Here is a 19681-nt window from a genome sequence, read left to right on the forward strand (position 1 = left end):
TGACCGGCCCGGTCAGTCTGCGATCGGAGTCAGGACGTCTGGCAGGACCGCGGGAGTGCCGTCGACCACGAGCCTGCGGGGGGTACGACGCCAGCACCGGGTGTCGGTCAGCTCGGTGATGGCGGCGAGCCAGGTGGGCTCGGGCCCCTCGGCGACGGGCAGGGTGACGCGCAAGGTCGCCCCGCTGGGCTCGACCAGGGCGCCGATGACAGCCGGCCCCGCGTCGAGGTCGCCCAGGAACGTCGCGCGGACGGGTCCCTCAGCGCCACAGGCGGCGTAGGTCAGCTGCCAGCCCGGCAACAGGTCGGCCAACGCCCGCAGGTCGGTCGCCTCGACGGTCGTCTCTGCTGCCGGAGCACGACGCCGGTTGTCTCCCTCGTCGAGCGTGGGCTCGGTGACCTGGACGTCCAGGGCGGACAGGGCAGGATCCGTGTTGACCGCAGCCAGGAGGAGCTTCGACTCGTCCGGCAGCTCCTCAGCCTGCCACGAGGCGCCGTCGGCCTCCGGGACGTCGGACTCCCGCAGGGGCTCGGACCCGCCGGGTGGCTCGGTGTAGTCGTCCTCGCCGCCGTCCAGACAGGTGTCGGTCGCCGGCGAGGGGGCGGCCCAGTCCTTGTCGAGGTGGTGGGGCGTGACGGCGCTCAGCACCACCTCGGACCCGCCGCCGTCGGGCGTCACGACCAACGAGGCGAGGGCTGCGTCCGGGCCGACGAGCGCGACGCGCACCTCGTCACCCTCACAGCCGCTGGACGTGGGGACCCAGCCAGCCGCGGCGGCAGCCCCGAGCTCGGCCTCGGCCGCTGCCTCGACCGGACTGCGGTAGGGGGTGGTGCGGCGCGCGACCTCTCGGTCGACCCAGCCGTTCGAGCCATATCCCGGGCCGGGTGCCGTCGCTGAGTCCGGCGCCACCCACGGGTCGCCCCACACCTTCGAGGCCACGGCGACGTCGTCGAGGGTGGTGTCGAACGCCCCGGGGAGGTCCGAGCAGCCGGCCAGCGTCATCGCGCCTGCCAGCGCGATGCTCAGCGCGACGGGGTGACGGCGAACCATGGCTCGTCCCAGCCGGAGACCCCGAGGTCACCGTCGGTGAAGTCGTCCCGAGAGATGGTCTGCTCCTTGCCCGAGGCGGGGTCGTAGAGGGTGAGGCTGTCGCCGTCACTCGCGGTGACGAGCACGACGTGGCCGGGCCGCGTCTCGTTGCCAACGTACAGCGGGACGTTGTGACCGTCCTCGACCGCTCCCGCGATCCGGTCGTAGGTCGCGCCGCGGTCGCTCGGGGCCACGGTCTGGACCTCGTAGTCGCTGCCGGGCACGCCGCTGCCGCCGTTGGACGACATCTCGTTGGCGACGCCCCACGGCGACGTGCCGAGGGCCTTGGGCCAGGGCGCCTGCAGGTCACCGTCGCGGTCGACGACGGCGTTGGTGCGGTCGTGCATGGCGAGCGACTCGTCGGCGAAGCGCTCCTCGGGGGTGCGCGGGTCGGTCTCACCGGTGCGCGGGTCGAAGCCGGTCTCCATCCAGAGTGCGTAGGCGGGGTCGTTGAGCATGCGCGACATCACCAGGCTCGAGGAGCCGCAGGTCGTCTGGTCGGGCTGCTCGTAGCTCCCGTCGGTGGGCGGGTCGAGGTCGTCGAGCTCGTCGCGGTCCATCGTGCGGAGCTTGGCGAGGTAGTTGGCCAGGGCGGCGCCGCCGAGCCCGGAGGCCACGCCGGCGATGATCCAGGCGCGCTCCTCGTCGCTGCGCGCGCTCGCGAGGGCGTCACGCACCGCCTGCTGCTCCTCGGGGGAGAGGTCGTCGAAGGCGGCGTCGTACTGCTCGAGCGCGTCTCCCGAGAGCGGGCCCTCCTCGTCCTCCCACCCGTTGACGAGCGCCACCGGGCTGATGCCGTCGGGGAGGTGGTCGGGCAGGTCGATCTCGTCCATGGCGGTGCGGATGGCGTTGCGTGCGACGCGCACGGCGTCGGAGGCGTCGCGGTAGGCACCGATCGCCTCGGTGAGCGCGTGGACGACGCCCTCGACGATGCCGCGGAGGTGGTCGACGAGCTCCCAAGGCAGCAGGTCGCCCCACGACAGCTCGAGGTTGTCGCGCAGCTGGTCGTCGGCCCGGCGGTGGCGCGACCGGGCCGCGGTCATCTCGTCGGCGAGAGTGTCGAGCGCGGCGGCCACGGCGCGGGCAGCGGTCGGCGCCGTCTCGGTGCGCTGGCGCAGCCGCCGGACGGACGTGCGGAAGGCGCTCCCGGAGTCGCCCTGCCAGGCGGTGGCGTCGATCTTGTCGCGGCAGGTGGTCAGGTCGTCGCAGGCGGCGTCGACGGACGTCGCGATCGCCCGCCACGCAGCTGCGGCCTCGGTCAGGTCGCCGGGCTCGGGCGCGGGCTCCTCGGTCATGATCTCGACGGCGGTCGCCACGGCGTTGACGATGGTCTGGGCGGCGTTCCAGGGTGGCCAGAGGTCGATGTCCTCCACGACGGCGAGCACGTCGCGGAGACGAGCGATCACGTCATCGAGAAAGTCCATGGAACTCTCCCGCAGAGTTGCCGTCGGTCGCCTCGAAGTCGGTGATGCAGTCCTCGACGTTGGTGCCGTGCTCCGCGATCACGCCGAGCACCACCTCGAGGACACCGTCCATGTCGGACGCGGCATCGCTGAGGCACGAGGTCAGGTCTGCCATCGCGTGCCCGGCCGCATCGGACCGGCGACCCCGCGCACCGTGCAGCTCGGCGGCTGCGTTGTGGGCGTAGACCCAGCCGGCACGGACTGCGTCCGGCCTCATCGTGATCGGCATGTCCACCTCCTGGCGTGAGGGGAGACTGCCCGGCTGGCGCCGACACCAAACCTGCAGCCGGCAGGTTGTGCACGAGCCAGGTCGTGCACCGGTCAGAGCGCGAGCGCCATCCGGCGGACGATCTCGGTGAGCCGGTCGGGTGAGGTGGCGATGTTGAGGCGCACGTGGCCGTCGAGCCCCGGCGCGTAGTCGGCGCCGGCGCTGAGCTGCACGCGCCCCTTCTCCAGGCACACCGCTGCCGGGTCGTCGTGGCCGTAGGCCCGCAGGTCGAGCCACGCCAGGTAGGTCGCCTCGAGCGGGCGCATCCGCGCGTCGGGCAGGTGCTCGGCGAGCAGGTCCGCGAGGAGCGAGCGCTGGGAGTCGAGCCGCTCGAGGAGCGCGGCGAGCCACGGGTCGCCGTACTCGTAGGCAGCGACCGAGCCGACCACGCCGAGCGAGGACCACGAGTCGTTGCGTGCCATCGGGACGCGCCAGAGCCGGTCGCGCGTCGCCTCGTCGCCGCACACGACCTGGGCGCACTTGAGCCCGGCGATGTTGAACGCCTTGGACGCGGCGACGACCGCGACGGCGTGGTCGGCGGTGCCGTCGAGGGAGAGGTACGGCGTGTGCTCGGCGCCCGGCAGCACCAGCGGCGCGTGGATCTCGTCGCTCACGACGCGGCCGCCGTGGCGGGTCAGCACGTCGCGGACGCCCTCGAGCTCTTCGCGGCTGAACACGCGACCCCACGGGTTGTGCGGCTGGGTGAGCAGCAACGTCCGCGCGCCGTCACGGAAGAGCCGGTCGAGCCGGTCGAGGTCGATTCCCGCGCGTGCTGCGTCGGGGTCGACGACCAGGTCGACGCGCTCGCGCCCGGTGATCTCCGCAATCGCGAGCTGGGGCGAGTAGGCCGGCACCGGCATCACCATCGGCCCCGGCTCGCTCAGCACGTCGAGCGCCAGCCGCACACCGGCCGTCACGTCGACGGTGGGGAGCACGAGGTCCGGGTCGACGGCGTGGCCGAAGTGCCGCCGGGCGAAGCGGGAGTACGCCGCCCCCAGCTCGCCGCCGTGCTCGAAGCGGGGGTAGCCCGTGACGCCGTCGTCGATCGCCCGGTGCAGCGCCTCGGTGATGGGCTCGGCGACGGCGTAGTCCATCTCCGCCACCCATGCCGGCAGCACGCCCTCTGGGATGGTGCCCCACTTGAGCCGCAGCGCCCGACGGGCCTCGTCGTCGGCGAGGTCGCGGATCATGTGCTCGACGCTATCCGAGAGGTCGAGTGGGCGGCTGGAGGCGTCGCACGCTCACTTCTCGGCCTCCGACCGCCCACTCGACGCACGCCCGCAGGGCATCCGGGCGAAGCTGCTGGGTACGAGTCCCTTCGTGTCTGGGTCGATGGAGTCCTTGGTGTCCGACGAGTGGCTCCGCACGGCGGTGGACGCCCTCGTGGTCCTGGTCGAGGCAGCGGGAGCCCTGGTGATCGTGGTGGGTGCCGCCGTCGCGTTCTTCCATTTCCTGCGAGTGCTGCCGAAGCGGAACCCGGCGGCCTTCGTGCCCGTGCGCCTGACGCTGGGCCGGTTCCTGGCCCTGGGTCTGGAGTTCCAGCTTGCCAGCGACGTGCTGCGCACCGCCGTCGCGCCGAGCTTCGAGGAGCTGGGCAAGCTGGCCGCCGTCGCCGCCATCCGCACCGCTCTGAACTTCTTCCTGGCGCGTGAGATCCGCGACGAGCAGGCGATGATCGAGCACGACGAGAAGAAGGCGCAGGACGGGCACGACAGCAGGCCGCAGCGACCATGACCACGACGCTGGGCGTGACCTCGTGGCTACTCGGGGTCGGCGCCGTCGTCGTCGTCGCGGTCGCCCTCGCGGCGATACGCGAGCTCAGGCCGGCCCTGGCGCTCGGCCTGGACTTCTTGCTGGCCGCCGGCCTGCTGCGTCTGGCGAGCGCGGAGACCTGGACGGCCATCGCGTCCGCTGCGGGCATCGTGGCGGTGCGCAAGTTGGTGACGTGGAGCCTGTCGGCCACGGCCGGCACGCTCCGGAACGGCTCAGCGGCAGAGCCGTAGTCGATCACGGCACCCGTGCCCTGCCGGACCTCCCGGCGGATCCGAGAGGATGGTCGGCGTGACCGACTCGGGGAGAGGGATCCGCGTGCCGGCGACGTGGTGGCCGGCGATGCTGGCGACCGCGTACGCCGTGGCCTTCGTGCTCGTCTACGTCGTCTCGGTGCGCACCGAGCAGGGGCGGCTGGTCAGCGACGCTGCCCTGCGCGGCGCCATCGCCAGCGGGTCACCCATCCGTGACACGGTGGACTCGGTCCTCGACGTCGTCTCCGTGGGCTCCTTGCTGGGCGCGGTGGCGGTGGTCGCGGTCATCGCCCTCCTCCGGCTCGACAGGATCCGGGGGCTGGCTGCCATCGGCCTGCTGGTGGTGGCCAACGTGGTGAGCCGGGTGCTCAAGAGCTATGTCCTGGAGCGACCTGACCTGGGCCTGGACGAGATCGGGCCGGCCACGTTGAACAGCCTGCCCAGCGGGCATGCGACCGCCGCGTTCTCCGCGGTGACCGCCCTCCTCATCGTGCTGCCCCCTGCCTGGCACGCGGCCACGGCACTGGCCGGGGGCGGCTTCGCCACCGTCATCGCCCTCGCCACCATGTTCGCCGGGTGGCACCGCACGGCCGACGCGATGGCGTCGTTCCTGGTCGTCGGGGTGTGCACCATGGTCGCCCTGTCCGTGGTGGCGGCGTACGCCGAGCCTCGTCCGCACGCGTCCGCCCCCGTGGGGCTGAGGTGGTGGCTCGTGGTGTCCGGCGCGTCGCTCGCGATCGGGGCCGCCCTTGGCGGGGGGCTGTCCACGCTCGCCCCGGTGCGGGACAGCCTGGCGGGCGGTCTGCTCGCGTTCCTGTCGGCGGGGCTGCTCATCATCGGCACGGTCCTCGCCGTGCTCGCCGGGATCCTGTGGGTCCTCGGGGTCAACGAGGCCGAGGGCGGCCGCCCTGACGACCGGGTGCGGCTCAGCGGCTGAGCTCGACCAGTGCGGCGTCACCGAGCTGCTCGCGGAGGCCGGCGACCATCTCGTCGGTGACGGTCGGTGGAGTGTGGGTCATCGCCTCCGCGTAGGCCAGCACGTCCCGCTCCAGGGGCGAGAAGGCGTCGGACTCGCGCCAGCGCGGCACCTCGCGCGCCTTGTCCATGTCGAGGTCGTTGTTGTGGGCCTCGAAGTAGTTGAAGTCCAGGCACCAGCTGCAGCCGACCTGGGCGGCGACCGCCATGTGCGCGAACGACTTCAGCTGCTCGTCGCAGGTGTGCCACTTCTTCACCTTGCCGCCGACGCCGGCCATGCTCATCAGCACGTCCTGGTTGTTCCACATGACGCCGAGCGAGCTCGGCACCTGGCCCAGCTGCCTCTTGGCGAACCGCCTGATCAGGGCGCCCTTGAAGCCGGTGATCTCGGCCGGGGGGATCCTCGTCGTTCCGGTCATGTCGTCCTCCTGGGTCGTTCGGGATGTACGACATCAAGACGCCGGCCGTGGGCGTTCTGTGACACCCGGGGCGAGCCTATGCTCGAAGGATGAGCATCCAGCAGCCAGCAGACCTCACGCACGCGGCGATGCTGGGCCTGGGGGTCCACCGGCCCGAGCGCCTCGTCACCAACGACGAGATCTGCGAGGTCCTCGACTCCGACGACGAGTGGATCCGGACGCGCTCGGGCATCAGGACGCGACGCTTCGCCGGGGAGGAGGAGACCCTCGTCGGCATGGCCACCTCAGCCGCCGAGCGGGCCCTCGAGGCGGCCGGCGTGCGTGCCGACCAGCTCGGCTGCGTCATCGTGGCCACGTCGACGCACCCCGAGCACACGCCGGCCTCGGCTGCGCTGGTCGCCGATGCGCTCGGCGTGAAGGCGGCGGCCTTCGACGTCTCCGCCGGGTGTGCCGGCTTCTGCCACGCCCTCAACCTCGCCTCGTCAATGGTGCGGTCCGGCGCCGAGACCCACGTGATGGTGATCGGCGTCGAGCAGCTGAGCCGCTTCATGGACCCGACCGACCGGGGCACCGCCTTCATCTTCGCCGACGGTGCCGGTGCCGTGGTCGTGGGTCCTTCCGACGCGACCGGCATCGGCCCGACGGCGTGGGGTTCGGACGGGTCCCAGGCCCACGTGATCACCCAGACCCCGAGCTGCCTCGGCGGCCACGGTTCTCCCGTCGTGCAGATGGAGGGGACGGCGGTCTTCCGCTGGGCGCCCTTCGCCATGGCCGAGGTGGCCCACGAGGCACTGCGCCTGGCGGGCGTCGCGATCGACGACCTCGACGCCTTCATCCCGCACCAGGCCAACCTGCGCATCACCCAGACCCTGGCGAGGAACATCAAGCTGCCGGAGTCCGTCGCGGTGGCCACCGACGTCGTCGACTCCGGCAACACCTCCGCAGCCTCGGTGCCGCTGGCCATGGAGGCGATGCTGCGCAAGGGGGAGGCGGAGGTCGGTGACGTGGCGCTGCTCATCGCGTTCGGTGCCGGGCTGAGCTATGCAGGCCAGGTCGTGGCGCTGCCGCCGGTGGCCTGAGACGTTCGCCGGCTCAGGCGGGGGCCGTCAGTCCTTCTGCAGCTCCTGGGCGAGCATCACGATGATCCCGCTGGGACCACGGACGTAGGTCAGCTTGTAGACGTCCTGGTAGCTGGCCACACCCCGCAGTGGGTGGCAGCCGTGCCGGGCCGCGATCTCGAGCGCCTCGTCGATGTCGTCGACCGAGAACGCGACCCGGTGCATGCCGATCTCGTTGGGCAGCGTCGGCTCCGTCTCGATCGCCTCGGGGTGGATGTACTCGAAGAGCTCGAGGCGACCGTTGCCGTCCGGGGTCTGGAGCATCGCGATCCGGGCGTGGTTGCCGTCCAGGCCCACGGCGGTGTCCGTCCACTCGCCGCTGACCGTGTCGCGCCCGAGGACGGTCAGCCCCAGGTCGGTGAAGAAGGCGATGGTGGCCTCGAGGTCACGGACCGCGATGCCGACGTTCTCGAGCTTGATGGGCATGGGGCCAGACTGGCATGGTCCTGACCGCCGAGCCTCACGATTTCTCGTGGCCGATGCTCGCCGTCAGCGGGGCTGGACCGCCTTCGAGGGGGCGCTCGCCGGGCTCCAGCCGACGGCGTTCCTGGCTCGTACGGCGACCCGGTACTTGCCCTGCTTCAGCTTCAGGGTGAGCTTGTGCTTGCTCGTCGGGACCTTGATGCGGGCCTTGACGACCAGCTTGGCGCCCTTCACCTTGTAGACGATCACCTGGTAGCCCGTGACCGCGCTCGAGCCGGCCGAGGCGGGCGCGGACCACTTCACGGTGAGCGTCGTCGCATCGCCCTTGCCGCCCGGCTTGGCCGAGGGTGCCCGAGGTGCCGAGGGCGCTACGGCCAGGGGAGCCGGGGCGACCGGCCCGGCAACAGGCGCCGGCGCCGGCGCCGGTGCCGGTGCCGGGGGAACCGGGTGGGTGGTCGGCTCCGGAGAGGGCTCCGGGCTCGGCTCGGTGGTCGGCTCGGGGGAGGGCTCCGGGCTCGGCTCCGTCGGGGTCCCGGGGTCCGTGGGCGGCACGACCACCGGCTCCGGCACGGTCACCGCGCACACGACCGGAGGGCCGAAGCGGCCGTTGCGCAGGGCCGCGGTCACCTCGATCTCCCACTCGCCCGGGGTGACGGGCCGTTGGTAGACACCGGTCATGTAGTACGCCTGGCCGGACGCCCACACGGTCCAGTCGGTGTCGGGAAGCCGCCGAGCGCGCACGTTCCAGTAGTTGACGTTGATCTCGGTCCACTCCCAGACCCACCTGAGCTTGCCGTCGTCGACCGTGTACTCCGTCGGGCAGGTGATCGCCGTCGGGTCGAAGTTCACGACCCCCATCGACGGCATGAACGACGGGCCGCCGGGGTTGACCGGCGTCACCGTCACGTAGTGGTCCTCGTCGAGCGTCAGGCCCGTCAGGTCGATGAAAGGCTCGTCCGTCGCGTCGACCGTCATGGCCAGCGTGGCCCTGTCCCCGCAGAGGTCCGTCCCACGGGTCGCCCCGTCGCCGAAGATGGCGTCGCCGGGCAGGTGGATCTCACCGATGACGTCGACACAGACGTCGTACCAGAGGATCGGGTCGTGGTCGGGGTCCGCCGGGACGTTCGGCTCCCAGAAGACCCGCAGCGAGCCGGTGCCCGCAGCGGTGTCCGTGGACAGCACGGTCCCCTGGATGGTGTTGTTCGGGATGGGGCCGGGGTCGGGCGAGATGGGGGGCATGACGAACGACTTGTCGGAGCTGTTGTCGTAGCCGGGCTTCCCCTTGACGGGCCCCCAGATGTTGGCGGCGGCGATGATGAGGTGCTTCGGCCCGGTCTTCACCCCGGTGAACGTGTAGGACGTGGTACCGGGCGGCAGGACGACGTCCGTCTGCTGCGAGTAGTTGCCGGTGGCGAGGCCCAGGGCGACGTGCTGGATCGGCTCGCCGCCGTCGAAGGGCGTCTCCCAGGTGACGGTCACCGTGCGGTCGTCGCGGTCGGTGGCGATGGTCGGGGTGATGCGAGCAGGGGAGCCCTTGAGGAGCGCCTTGAAGTCGTACGCCGCCCCCGCGCCGTTGGCGTTGACCGCGACGATCCGGTAGTCGTACTCCTCCCCGGCGACCGGGTTGAAGCGGTTGGTCCACTTCTCGTACTTGCCCGTGGAGAGGAAGTCGCCCTCGAAGAGCTGCCACCACTCGCCGTCCTGGCCCTGCCAGAACTCATAGTGCGTGACCGGGGAGCCCCCGTTGCTGTCCGGGGAGTGCCACACGACCTCGATGCACCGCGGCTTGTTGCCGAACTCGCACGTCAGGTCGTCCGTCACGACGGAGACGTCGGTGACCCGGCTGGGGACGGTCGTCGGGTTCCAGGTCGCGGTCGCGGCCGCGCCGGCACCCATGGCGTTGAGGGCGCTCACGCCCACCGTGACGTTGAGGTCGGCCGCCCCGGGGAAGGTGTGGCTGGTCGCGTCGGCGGGCAGGTCGACCGGGTCCTGGCCGCTGAGGTCGACGCGGTAGCCGGTGACGGGCGACCCGCCGTCGTTGCTCGGCGCGGCCCAGGTGGCGACGAGGTCGAGGCCCGCGGCGACGACCGTCAGGCCGTTCGGTCGAGCGGGGGCGACCTGCGGGGTGCTGCACCCCTCCACCTGGAGCTGGTAGGCGCCGGTGCTCCCGTAGGAGAAGTAGTCGCTCGTGTCGAGGCCGGTCAGACCGTCGCCGCCGCGGACCTCGAGCAGCCACGGGCCGCCCTCGGCGATGTCGACCGTGGCGTCGAGACCGGTGACGCTGGTGGAGGGGTAGTAGGCGCCCACGCCGTACCAGGGCCGCTCGTCCCGCGCATCGGCCTGGATGAGGTAGGGGTTGGCAACCGTGACGGGCGAGCCGCCGCTGCCGCTGGGCCTGGCCAGCGTCAGGCTGACGTCGAGGTTGGCCGAGAAGCCGGTGGTGACCGCGGCGGCACGCGCCCCGGGGGTGCAGTCGTCGACCAGGTAGACGTCGCGGTCGTACGACGCCCCGACGTAGCCGGCTCCGTCGGTGACGCGCAGGGGTGAGGCCCAGCCGTCGCCGCCCTCGTCGGTGCGGTGGCCGGCGATCGCGGCGATCTTGGCGACGTCGTCCTCGCTGTTGGTGGCGCCGTTGTAGAAGCCGTTGGACCACTGGCTGACCGGCGCGGAGTAGGCGCTTCCCATGATCGGCGCCCAGGTGCCCTGGCCGCTGTAGTACTCGTCCCAGTCGGTCTCGCTGCGGCCGAAGCCGTCGTGCCTGAGGCCGAAGGTGTGGCCGACCTCGTGGGAGGCGGCCTCGGCGATCGCCTTGGGCGACTGGGAGTTGAGGGCCGAGAAGACCCACGCCGGCTCGGCGACGCTGGAGGGCGTGGTGATCGCGTCGAGCAACGCGACGCCGCCACAGTTGTCCTGGCAGATCAACGAGGAGGCCTGGGCGCTGTCGGAGACGACCAGGCGGGTCCCGAAGACGGTGTCACCGGAGAAGTCCGTGCGCAGGGCGGCGTCCCCGGGGTCGGCGGTGGTGACGTCCACGTCGAAGGGTGCGAAGTCCTCGGCGACGCGCGCCCAGATCTCCTGGATCGCAGCACGCTCGGCGTCGGAGAAGGCCGGTCCGTCTCCCATCGGGTCCCACCCCTCGTAGGCGCCGGCGGGGAGGTGGTGGCCGGTCGACCAGTAGCTCTCGGACGGGAGGTCAATCCCGTCGAAGTCGAGGTGGACCACGTGCTGGGAGCCGGGCTTGCTGTGCAGCGCCAGGGTCTGGTCGAGGGGCTCCGCCGCGGCCGCGACCGGCGCGGCGTCGAAGGTCTCACCGACGTGGAGCTCCTCCTTGACGAAGAGCTGGCCGGCGGGGTCGACCCAGAGGGTCTCGTCGTTGAGCAGTGTCGTGCGCAGCGCGGCGGGCTGCATGCCGTGCGCCTTCGCGACTGCGGGCAGGTCGGCGCCGAGACGTCGTACGGCAGTGCCGCCGTTCTGCGGCTTCCGCAGCGACGTCGCCGGGAGCAGCTCGGACTCGAGGCGCTTGCGCGGGGCGGCCTCGGACTCGACCGGTGCCTCGCGCCGCTCCCCGTCCTGCTGTTCGGTGGGTGCCGCGACCGCACCGGGGGCTGTCGGGGACGTCGCCGCGGCCGGCTCGAGGTCGAGCGACGAGGGGCTGGCGGCGAGGAGGAGCCCGGCCAGGGCCAGGGCGGTCGCGCGGGGAGCAATCACCGCGCAAGGCTAGGTAGGTTCGAGAGTTCCCGTGGTCGAACGCGACAAGTGGGGCGGAGCCAGCGCCCGAAAGAAAATGTCGAGGTCGATGTCGAAGAGCCCGGCGGCCGTTCGACGTACGTGCGAGAAGCAGCTCACCAGCAACCACAAGGAGTGATCACGATGCCGCGATTCATGGGACTGATCCGGATGGAGGAGGGCGACGCCGTCGGCACGCCCCCGCAGTCGCTGTTCGACGCGATGGAGGTCTACATCGGCGAGCGGGCCGCAGACGGCCGCTTCATCGACGGAGGCGGTCTCTACGGCACCGAGGACGCCGTCAACTTCGTCGTGCGCAAGGGCGAGGTGAGCCGGGTCGACGGGCCCTACGCCGAGGCCAAGGAGGTCGTCGGCGGCTGGTCGCTCCTGCAGTACGACACCCTCGAGGAGGCGGTGGCCGACCAGCAGATCTTCGCCGACCTCCACGCGAAGCACTGGCCCGAGGTCACGGTGATCTCCACCCTGCGCCAGATCTCCGAGGCGCCCGGCGACTGAGCAGGGCTCACTACGCTGGCTGCGTGCCGGCACGGAGCAGTACGGACGACCCCAGCGCGAACCACTGGCGCGAGGCCGTCCACGCGGCGTGGCGGGCCGACTCGGCCCGCCTCGTCGGGGCCCTCACGCGGATGACCCGCGACGTCGAGCTCGCCGCCGACCTCGCGCAGGACGCGCTCGTGGCGGCGCTCGAGCAGTGGCCGGTGACCGGCGTCCCGGACAACCCGGGCGGCTGGCTGATGACCACGGCCAAGCGCCGTGCCGTCGACCACTTCCGGCGCGCCGAGAACCTGCGGCGCAAGGTCGCCGAGCTCGAGCACGACCAGCGAGGGGAGGGAGCGGCGATGCCCGACCTTGACGACCAGGTCGACCACATCGAGGACGACGTTCTGCGGCTGGTCTTCCTGTCCTGCCACCCCAGCCTGACTCCCGAGTCGCGCGCTGCGCTGACCCTGCGCCTGGTGGGCGGGCTCACCACCGCCGAGATCGCGCGCGGCTTCCTCACGACGGAGTCGACGATGGGCCAGCGGATCTCGCGGGCGAAGAAGACGCTGTCGCAGGCGCACGCCTCCTTCGAGCTGCCGACGGGACAGGAGCGGGTCGCGCGTCTCGACGACGTGATGGCCGTGATCTACCTGGTCTTCAACGAGGGCTACACCGCGACGGCCGGTTCCGACTGGATGCGCCCGGACCTCGCGTCGGAGGCGACCCGGCTGGCCCGGATGCTGGCCGACCTCGCGCCCGACGAGCCCGAGGTGCTCGGCCTCCACGCCCTGCTGGAGATCCAGGGGTCGCGGACCGCTTCTCGGCTCGACGCATCCGGTGCGCCGGTGCTGCTGGAGGCCCAGGACCGGACGCTGTGGGATCCGTTGATGATCCGGCGCGGGTTGGCTGCGCTGCGTGCCGCCGAGGCGTTGGCATCGCGTGGTCGTCCGGTCGGCAAGTACTTCCTCCAGGCCTCCATCGCCGCCGAGCACGCGCGCGCCGCCCGTGCCGAGGACACCGACTGGCGCCGGATCGCCTCGCTGTACGACGTCCTCGCCGAGGCCGCGCCCGGCCCCGTCGTCGAGGTCAACCGGGCCGTCGCCCACGGGCGCGCGTTCGGGGCTGACGCCGGGCTCGCGGTGCTCGACGCGCTGGATGCCGGCGCGCTGGGCGACTCGCCGCTCGTGCCCAGTGTGCGGGGCGACCTGCTGGAGCGGGCGGGGCAGCACGACGCCGCTGCCGCGGCGTTCGCCGAGGCCGCCGAGCTCACCCGAAACGAGGGGGAGCGGGGTGTGCTGCAGCGCAGGGCCGAGCTGAACGCTGCGCGCAGCTAGCAGGGTCGGCGCACGTCGTCGATGCACGATCGGTGCGATGCTGCGGGGATGACGACGTCCACCGAGGCCTCGATCACGTGGGCCCAGGCTCTCGCCTGGCGGTTGCAGCGGCACCTGCTCGATCCGGTCGGGTCGGAGTCGGTGGCCGACGTCGTACGCCGACTCGGTGCCGTGCTGTCGATGAACGAGTCACTCGCCGAGCTCGCCGTGAGGACCCGTCGTACGACGTCGCGACCGGGTGAGCTCGCGGAGGCGCTGGCGGACGGGTCGGTGATCAAGGCGTTCGCCTTCCGCGGGTCGATGCACTACCTCTCGCCCGAGGACGGCGGCATCTACCTCGCTCTCCGAGCGGCGGGGCGGCAGTGGGAGCTGCCGAGCTGGGTGGAGCACTACGGGCTCTCCCCGTCGGACTGGCCCGGCTTCCGAGCAGCGGTGCGCGATGCGCTGACCGCCGAGCCGTTGACCATCGTCGAGCTCGGTGAGGCGCTGACCAGGCAGCGGCCCTACCGGCACCTGAAGTCGGTGTTCGACGAGGGCGCGTGGACCCTGGTCAAGCCGCTGTCCTGGCAGGGTGACGTGAGCCTCGGGCCGCCCCGCGGCAAGCAGCCCACCTTCCAGCGCCTCGACACCAACCCGAGGTGGCGGGGCGTGCCCGACCTCGACGACGCAGGACCGAGGGCGATCGTGGCCTACCTGCGCACGTACGGCCCCGCGACGCGCGACCACATCCACTACTGGCTCGGCGAGGGTCTGAGCGCCGGTCGCACACGGCTCAACAGCTGGATCGCCGGGCTCAGTGACCAGCTGGTCGCGGTCGACGTCGATGGCACCACGTCGTACGTCGTGCGTGAGGACGTCGACTCCCTCTGCGCCGCGCTGCCCTCGAACGCGGTGCGGTTCCTTCCCGGGCACGACCAGTGGGTGATGGGACCGGGCACCAAGGACGTCCACGTGACTCCGCAGTCCCGACGGGACCCCGTCACCCGAAAGGCCAACCTCGTGACTGTCGGTGGTGTCGTCTGCGGCACGTGGGCGCGCAAGGGGGACGAGCTCCTGGTGGACTGGCTCGACGAGGGGCCACGACCCGAGGCGCTCGTCGAGCAGGAGACCTCGCGGGTCTCCGGCATCCTGGGCCTTGATCTCTGACCAGGGCTCACTGCGTGGCGTCCGTGTGTTGCCACCGTCGTCAACACGAGCGGATTGGGTCTTTACCCAACGATCGACCCGCGCGCGGTCTATCGTGCTGAGGCCGGTGCGCCGTCGACGGGGGTGGCCGGGTGCGAGGACGGACGAGGACATGGACCAGCCAGAGATCGAGGCTGTGTTCGTCGACGCCTTGCAGAACGTCGCCGAGAGCGTGACCGAGCTGGTCGGCTTCGAGGTGGCGGCGATCAGCGTCGTCCGCGACGACAGCCACCTGGAGATGGTCGCCGTGGCCGGCAGCGACTCGGCGCGGGCCGAGCTGCTGGGCCGGCGCACGCCGATCGCGGAGATCGAGCAGGAGCTGAGGTCGGCCGAGCACTGGGGCGACCTGCTGCGCTTCGTACCTCACGAGCGGATGACCACGCCAGCCGACCAGCTGGGGTGGGTCCCCGACCTGGTGCCGAGCGACGACCCGGAGATGTGGCACCCCCTGGACCTGCTGCTCGTGCCGTTCCACGACGACGAGGGTGAGCTGCGAGGACTCCTGTCGGTCGACGTGCCCACCGACCGCCGTCGTCCGGCTCCGGGCGTGCGAAGTCACCTGCAGCGGTACGCCGCCCACGCGCGGCGCAGCCTTTTGACGGGTCTCGAGCGTGCCGAGCTCGCCCATCGGGTGCGGCTGGCCGACGCCGCCCGGAAGATCGTGCGACAGGTGAGCTCGGAGCTGTCGATCGAGCGCATCGTGAGCATCTGCCAGCCGGCGGTGACCACGGGTTTCGACGCGGCGGGCATGTGGATCCAGACCTTCGACCTGGACCGCGGCGGCGGCGACGCCGTCCATGGCGCCACCGAGGCCGAGATCGTGGTGGCCGAGGAGTTCAAGGTAATGGGACGGGCTGCGGCCGAGCTGCTGTGGCAGGCCCAGGAGGTGGCCCTGGTCACTCGTGACACCTTCCCCGAGATCGATGGCCTGACCGTGGAGGAGGAGCAGAAGGCGAGGCTCTGGGAGTTCATGGCGACCGCCCTCGAGGCGACCTCGCTGCTGTTCGTGCCGATCGGTGCCGGTCAGGAGTGCGTCGGCAACATGGCTCTCACGCGCCGCGGCACCAAGGACGAGTGGAGCCTCGCCGAGCGGGAGGCGGCCCTCGAGATCGGTCACGACCTCGGACACGCGCTGAAGAACGCCCAGACCTTCGAGCGGGAGAGGCGCCTGCTGGAGGAGGTGCGGGAGCTGGCGAGCTACAAGAGCCGGCTCATCGCCACGATCTCCCACGAGCTCAGGACCCCGCTCACCGCTGTCCTCGGACACCTCGAGCTGATGGAGTCGGCGAGACTGCCGGTCCTGGTGGCAGGCTCGATGCAGGCGGTCCAACGCGGCGCCCAACGGATGCGGCGGATGGTCGAGGACCTCCTGGTGCTCTCCCAGGTGGCTGACCCCAGCAGGGTGCTCGACCCCTACCCGGTGGACCTCGCACAGGTGGTCGAGGACGTGCTGGGGCTCCTGGACGTGACGCTGACGCGCCAGGAGCTCACCGTGGTGTTCGACGCGCCTGACGAGCCCGTGCGCGTCCCGGGCGACGTGGTCGGCCTCGACCGGATGTGCACCAACCTGATCGGCAACGCCGCCAAGTACACCCCCAAGGGCGGCACCATCACCATCACGCTCGTCCCGTCCGGCGAGATGGTCGAGCTGTCGATCACCGACACCGGTGTGGGCATCTCTCCCGAGGACCAGGAGCGGCTCTTCGAGGAGTTCTTCCGGTCCTCCGACCCCGAGGTGCTCGACATCCCCGGCACCGGGCTGGGCCTGGCGATCGTGCACCGCATCGTCGAGCAGCACCACGGCACGATCGACGTCGTCTCCGCACCCGGGGAGGGCTCGACGTTCACCGTCAGCCTGCCGGCGAAGGCTCGTCCTGTCTGACTCTTGAACCACTGCGAGTCCGGACCTCACGATGGTCCTGGTCGAGTCAGGAGGTGCATCGTGAGTGCTCACCCGGATCGTGTGCGGGCTGTCACCACGCCCGAGGTGATCGCTCTCAAGGGCCGCACGCTGGGCCCGACCGCCTGGTTCCCGGTCCTGCAGGACCGGGTCGACGCGTTCGCCCGCGCGGTGGAGGACTGGCACTGGGCACACGACGACGTCGAGCGGGCGTCGCGCGGCCCCTTCGGAGGGACGATCGCGCACGCCCACCTGACGCTGGGGCTGGTCCCTCATCTGTTCGCATCCCTGGTCGGGTTCGCGGAGGGCGAGGACGCGATGTTCTACGGGTACAACAAGGTCCGGTTCCCCACGGCCGTCCCTGTCGGCTCCAGCCTCCGGATGAGCGCCACCATCGTGGAGGTCGTCGACCTGGGCGGCGGGGAGGAGCTCACTGTGGACCTCCTGATGGAGGTCGACGGCGTGGAGCGTCCGGCCTGTGCCGCGCAGGCCGTGTTCCGCCACTACGCCGTCAAGGCACCTGATTGAGCGGACGGCCGCGGCAGACTGTGCAGGACGACCTTGCTGAGCCGGCCCTTGTCGGCCGTGGCGGTCATGTAGGTGCAGTGCGGCTGGCGCCGTCGGTCGGTGGGCGAGCCGGGGTTGAGCAGTCGCATTCCTGTCGGGGTCACGGTGTCCCACGGGATGTGGCTGTGGCCGAAGACGAGGACGTCGAGGTCGTCGTACTCCCTGCTCATCCGCTCCTCCCGACCCTTGGCCTGCCCGGTCTCGTGGACGACGCCCAGGCGAACTCCCTCGATCTCGGCGTGGGCGACCTCGGGCAGGCGCTCGCGCAGCTCGCCGTGGTCGTTGTTGCCCCAGCACGCGACGAGCCGGTCGGACCGCGCCTCGAGCTCGTCGAGGAGGCGTACGTCGACCCAGTCACCGGCGTGGACCACCACGTCGGCCTCCTCCACTGCTCGCCACACCTCGGCAGGCAGGTCGCGGGCTCGCTTCGGCACGTGCGTGTCCGCCAGGAGGAGGAGTCGTACGGCCATGGGCCCTAGGAAACCAGCGGCGGTGCGCCTACCGCCACCTCGACCGGCTTCGCCACCGGCCCGGAGTCCAGTTCCGGCAGCAGCCGGTCCAGCCACCCCGGCAGCCACCAGTTCGCGTCGCCCAACAGCTTCATGGTGGCCGGGACGAGCACCAGGCGTACGACGGTGGCGTCGAGGAAGATGGCCGTGGCCAGTCCCACTCCCATCATCTTCACCGACGGGTCGCTGCCCAGGACGAAGCCCGAGAAGACCGCCACCATGATGAGCGCGGCTGCGGTGATGGTGCGCCCGGTGCCGGCGATCCCTTCGATGACCGCGCGGGTGTTGTCGCCGTGCCGGGTGTACTCCTCGCGCACCCGCGACAGCAGGAACACCTCGTAGTCCATGGAGAGGCCGAACAGGATGGCGAACATGAACAGGGGGATGAACGACACGATCGGCACCGTCGACTCCACGCCGATCAGGCCGGCCGCCCAGCCCCACTGGAAGACCATGACGAGCACGCCGTACGCCGCGCCGACGCTCAACAGGTTCAGCACGACCGCCTTCAACGGCACGAGCACCGACCGGAACAGCACCGTGAGCAGGAGGAACGACAGCAGCAGCACGGCCACCACGAAACGCGGCATCCGCTCCTGGACCCGGTCGCCGAGGTCGGAGAAGGTGGCGGTCTGACCTCCGACGTGGGCGGTCGCCGCCGTGCCGTCGAGCACCGTCGGGAAGACCTCGCTGCGGAGTCGCTCGACGGTCTCCTGGGTGGCCACGTCCTGGGGCGACGTGGTCGGCTGGGCCACGATGGTCGCCACGCCTGCGGCGGGATCGACGGTCGGCTCGCCGACCGAGGTGATGCCCGGGTCGGCCGCCATCGCCGCGGCCAGCTGAGCCACGACGGCTGCGTCGCGGGAGACGTCGACGGCGATCACCAGCGGCCCGTTCGCGCCGGGGCCGAAGCCGTCGGCGATCAGGTCGTAGGCCCGGCGTTCGGTCCTCGACTCGGGCTTGGCCCCGTCGTCGGGGAAGCCCAGGTCGAGGGCGAGGACCGGTGCGGCCAGGGCGACCATGAGGACCGCTCCGCCGACGAGGTACGACGTCGCGTCGCGCGTCACGTGTGCGCCCCACCGGTACCAGCCCGTGCTGGGCCGGTGCGGCGTGCGCGCGCGGCCGTTGATCCGGTGCCCCGCCAGTCCGAGAAGCGCCGGCAGCAGGGTGATCGACGCCAGCACCATCACGAGCACCATCGCGGAGATGGCGACGCCACCACCCGTCACGAACGGGATCCCCGCGACGAGCAGGCCGAGGATCGCCACCACGACGGTGCCCCCGGCGAAGATCACCGCCTGTCCTGCTGTTGCCAGGGCACGGCCCACTGATTCCGCGACGGGCATCCCGAGGGCAAGGTTCTCGCGGTACCGGGTGACCAGGAAGAGCGCGTAGTCGATCCCGACGCCCAACCCGACCATGGCCGCGAGCTCCGGCGCCCACGCCGGGATGTCGACCAGGTAGGTCACGAGCTCCATCGAGGTGAAGCCGATGACCAGACCGAAGAGCGCCATGCCGATCGGCAGCCCCATCGCGACGAAGGAGCTGAAGGCGATCAGCAGGACGACCGCCGCGACGACGATCCCGGCGACCTCGCCGAGCCCGGTGGGTGCCTCCTCGAACGCGAAGAACAGGTCGCCTCCGGTCTCCAGCGTCAGCGACGAGCCCTCACGCAGGTCGGCGACGGCGTCCTTGAGGTTGTCCAGGTCCGAGGCATCGAGGTGGTCGACCGCGGGGTACTGCACGCGCACGAGTGCGATGGTGCCGTCCGGCGAGACGTTGCTGGTCGTCGAGAGCACGCCCGGAAGAGCCGCCAGCGAGGTCTCCACTTGCGTCAGCTCCGCCGCGACGTCCCGGGCCTCGACGACGACGTGGGCGGTGACCCCGCCCTCGTCGGCCTGGGCGTCGGCGAGCAGCTCCGCCGCCTGGTAGGAGTCGAGGCCGGGTGCCTCGAAGCTCTCCTCGAGATCGCGCCCGAAGGCGACGGAGGAGGTGATGACGACGAACGCGAGGACGACCCAGGCGCCGATGGCGACCCAGGGCCGGGTGGCAGCGGACCGGCCGAGCCGGTGGAGGAGATTCGACATGCCTCCACGGTGGCCCGGCCGCGTGCGTCGTACATCGGGCACAGGATCGGGGGACTCCTCGGCCGAAAGGACGAGAGCCGGCTCGTCCTTGTG

Annotated in this window: 18 protein-coding genes; 9 read left to right on the plus strand and 9 right to left on the minus strand. The window is 71.4% G+C overall.

Translation table 11 applies throughout. From position 1 onward, the window contains the following. Positions 1–12: 12 nt before the first annotated feature. From EXE58_RS08610 to EXE58_RS08625, 4 genes are all read right to left on the minus strand, one after another. A complete protein-coding gene (locus EXE58_RS08610; RefSeq protein ID WP_135267497.1) occupies positions 13–1050 on the minus strand; it encodes a hypothetical protein in 1038 nt (345 codons plus the stop codon). Further along, positions 1023–2513: a WXG100-like domain-containing protein gene (locus tag EXE58_RS08615; protein WP_135267498.1), complete on the minus strand. Its 1491-nt coding sequence runs from the start codon at positions 2511–2513 to the stop codon at positions 1023–1025. The genes EXE58_RS08610 and EXE58_RS08615 overlap by 28 nt, the downstream gene beginning before the upstream one ends. Beyond that, complete coding sequence (locus tag EXE58_RS08620) at positions 2497–2781, minus strand: hypothetical protein (protein WP_135267499.1); 285 nt, start codon at positions 2779–2781, stop codon at positions 2497–2499. Before EXE58_RS08620 ends, EXE58_RS08615 begins: the two co-directional genes overlap by 17 nt. 92 nt (positions 2782–2873) lie before the next feature. Further along, the gene (locus EXE58_RS08625) at positions 2874–4010 is read right to left on the minus strand and encodes a MalY/PatB family protein (protein WP_135267500.1); all 1137 of its coding nucleotides are present in this window, start codon (positions 4008–4010) and stop codon (positions 2874–2876) included. Between the two features lie 130 nt (positions 4011–4140). On the opposite strand from EXE58_RS08625, the gene EXE58_RS08630 reads away from it, so the two are divergent. From EXE58_RS08630 to EXE58_RS08640, 3 genes are read left to right on the plus strand one after another with little or no spacing between them, the layout of a single operon-like run. Then, positions 4141–4554, plus strand: a complete 414-nt coding sequence (locus tag EXE58_RS08630; protein ID WP_208544178.1) for a DUF1622 domain-containing protein — start codon at positions 4141–4143, stop codon at positions 4552–4554. Beyond that, complete coding sequence (locus EXE58_RS08635; protein WP_135267501.1) at positions 4551–4823, plus strand: DUF1622 domain-containing protein; 273 nt, start codon at positions 4551–4553, stop codon at positions 4821–4823. Before EXE58_RS08630 ends, EXE58_RS08635 begins: the two co-directional genes overlap by 4 nt. Before the next feature lie 58 nt (positions 4824–4881). Next, entirely contained in the window at positions 4882–5781 is a 900-nt protein-coding gene (locus EXE58_RS08640; RefSeq protein WP_135267502.1) for a phosphatase PAP2 family protein, read from the plus strand. Here the strand turns inward: EXE58_RS08640 and EXE58_RS08645 are convergent. Then, positions 5771–6238: a carboxymuconolactone decarboxylase family protein gene (locus tag EXE58_RS08645; protein ID WP_135267503.1), complete on the minus strand. Its 468-nt coding sequence runs from the start codon at positions 6236–6238 to the stop codon at positions 5771–5773. The genes EXE58_RS08640 and EXE58_RS08645 overlap by 11 nt on opposite strands. 89 nt (positions 6239–6327) lie before the next feature. On the opposite strand from EXE58_RS08645, the gene EXE58_RS08650 reads away from it, so the two are divergent. Beyond that, positions 6328–7317: a beta-ketoacyl-ACP synthase III gene (locus EXE58_RS08650; RefSeq protein WP_135267504.1), complete on the plus strand. Its 990-nt coding sequence runs from the start codon at positions 6328–6330 to the stop codon at positions 7315–7317. Between the two features lie 27 nt (positions 7318–7344). Here EXE58_RS08650 and EXE58_RS08655 read toward each other — a convergent pair whose 3' ends face one another. Both EXE58_RS08655 and EXE58_RS08660 read right to left on the minus strand, forming a co-directional pair. Further along, positions 7345–7782, minus strand: coding sequence for a VOC family protein (locus tag EXE58_RS08655; RefSeq protein ID WP_135267505.1), 438 nt, complete (start codon positions 7780–7782; stop codon positions 7345–7347). Positions 7783–7845: 63 nt separating this feature from the next. Further along, entirely contained in the window at positions 7846–11487 is a 3642-nt protein-coding gene (locus EXE58_RS08660) for a fibronectin type III domain-containing protein (RefSeq protein WP_135267506.1), read from the minus strand. Positions 11488–11649: 162 nt separating this feature from the next. Here EXE58_RS08660 and EXE58_RS08665 point away from each other — a divergent pair, with 162 nt between their 5' ends. The 5 genes from EXE58_RS08665 to EXE58_RS08685 all read left to right on the plus strand — a co-directional run bounded on the left by EXE58_RS08665 (position 11650) and on the right by EXE58_RS08685 (position 16953). Further along, positions 11650–12021 carry a YciI family protein gene (locus EXE58_RS08665; RefSeq protein ID WP_135267507.1) on the plus strand — a complete coding sequence of 124 codons (372 nt, stop codon included), beginning with the start codon at positions 11650–11652 and terminating at the stop codon, positions 12019–12021. 23 nt (positions 12022–12044) lie between these two features. Further along, positions 12045–13340, plus strand: a complete 1296-nt coding sequence (locus EXE58_RS08670; RefSeq protein ID WP_135267508.1) for an RNA polymerase sigma factor — start codon at positions 12045–12047, stop codon at positions 13338–13340. A gap of 48 nt (positions 13341–13388) precedes the next feature. After that, on the plus strand, positions 13389–14486 hold the full coding sequence (locus EXE58_RS08675; protein WP_135267509.1) for a DNA glycosylase AlkZ-like family protein: 1098 nt from the start codon (positions 13389–13391) through the stop codon (positions 14484–14486). Positions 14487–14637: 151 nt separating this feature from the next. Continuing rightward, positions 14638–16407 (plus strand): sensor histidine kinase, encoded by a 1770-nt coding sequence (locus EXE58_RS08680; RefSeq protein WP_135267510.1) that lies wholly within the window; start codon positions 14638–14640, stop codon positions 16405–16407. Positions 16408–16467: 60 nt separating this feature from the next. After that, on the plus strand, positions 16468–16953 hold the full coding sequence (locus EXE58_RS08685; protein ID WP_208544179.1) for a MaoC family dehydratase: 486 nt from the start codon (positions 16468–16470) through the stop codon (positions 16951–16953). Here the strand turns inward: EXE58_RS08685 and EXE58_RS08690 are convergent. Beyond that, positions 16929–17462 (minus strand): metallophosphoesterase family protein, encoded by a 534-nt coding sequence (locus EXE58_RS08690; RefSeq protein WP_135267511.1) that lies wholly within the window; start codon positions 17460–17462, stop codon positions 16929–16931. The two genes, EXE58_RS08685 and EXE58_RS08690, sit on opposite strands and share 25 nt — an antisense overlap. 5 nt (positions 17463–17467) lie before the next feature. Further along, positions 17468–19588: an MMPL family transporter gene (locus EXE58_RS08695; protein WP_135267512.1), complete on the minus strand. Its 2121-nt coding sequence runs from the start codon at positions 19586–19588 to the stop codon at positions 17468–17470. Positions 19589–19681: the final 93 nt, after the last annotated feature.

The organism is Nocardioides seonyuensis (assembly GCF_004683965.1).
Classification (GTDB): domain Bacteria; phylum Actinomycetota; class Actinomycetes; order Propionibacteriales; family Nocardioidaceae; genus Nocardioides; species Nocardioides seonyuensis.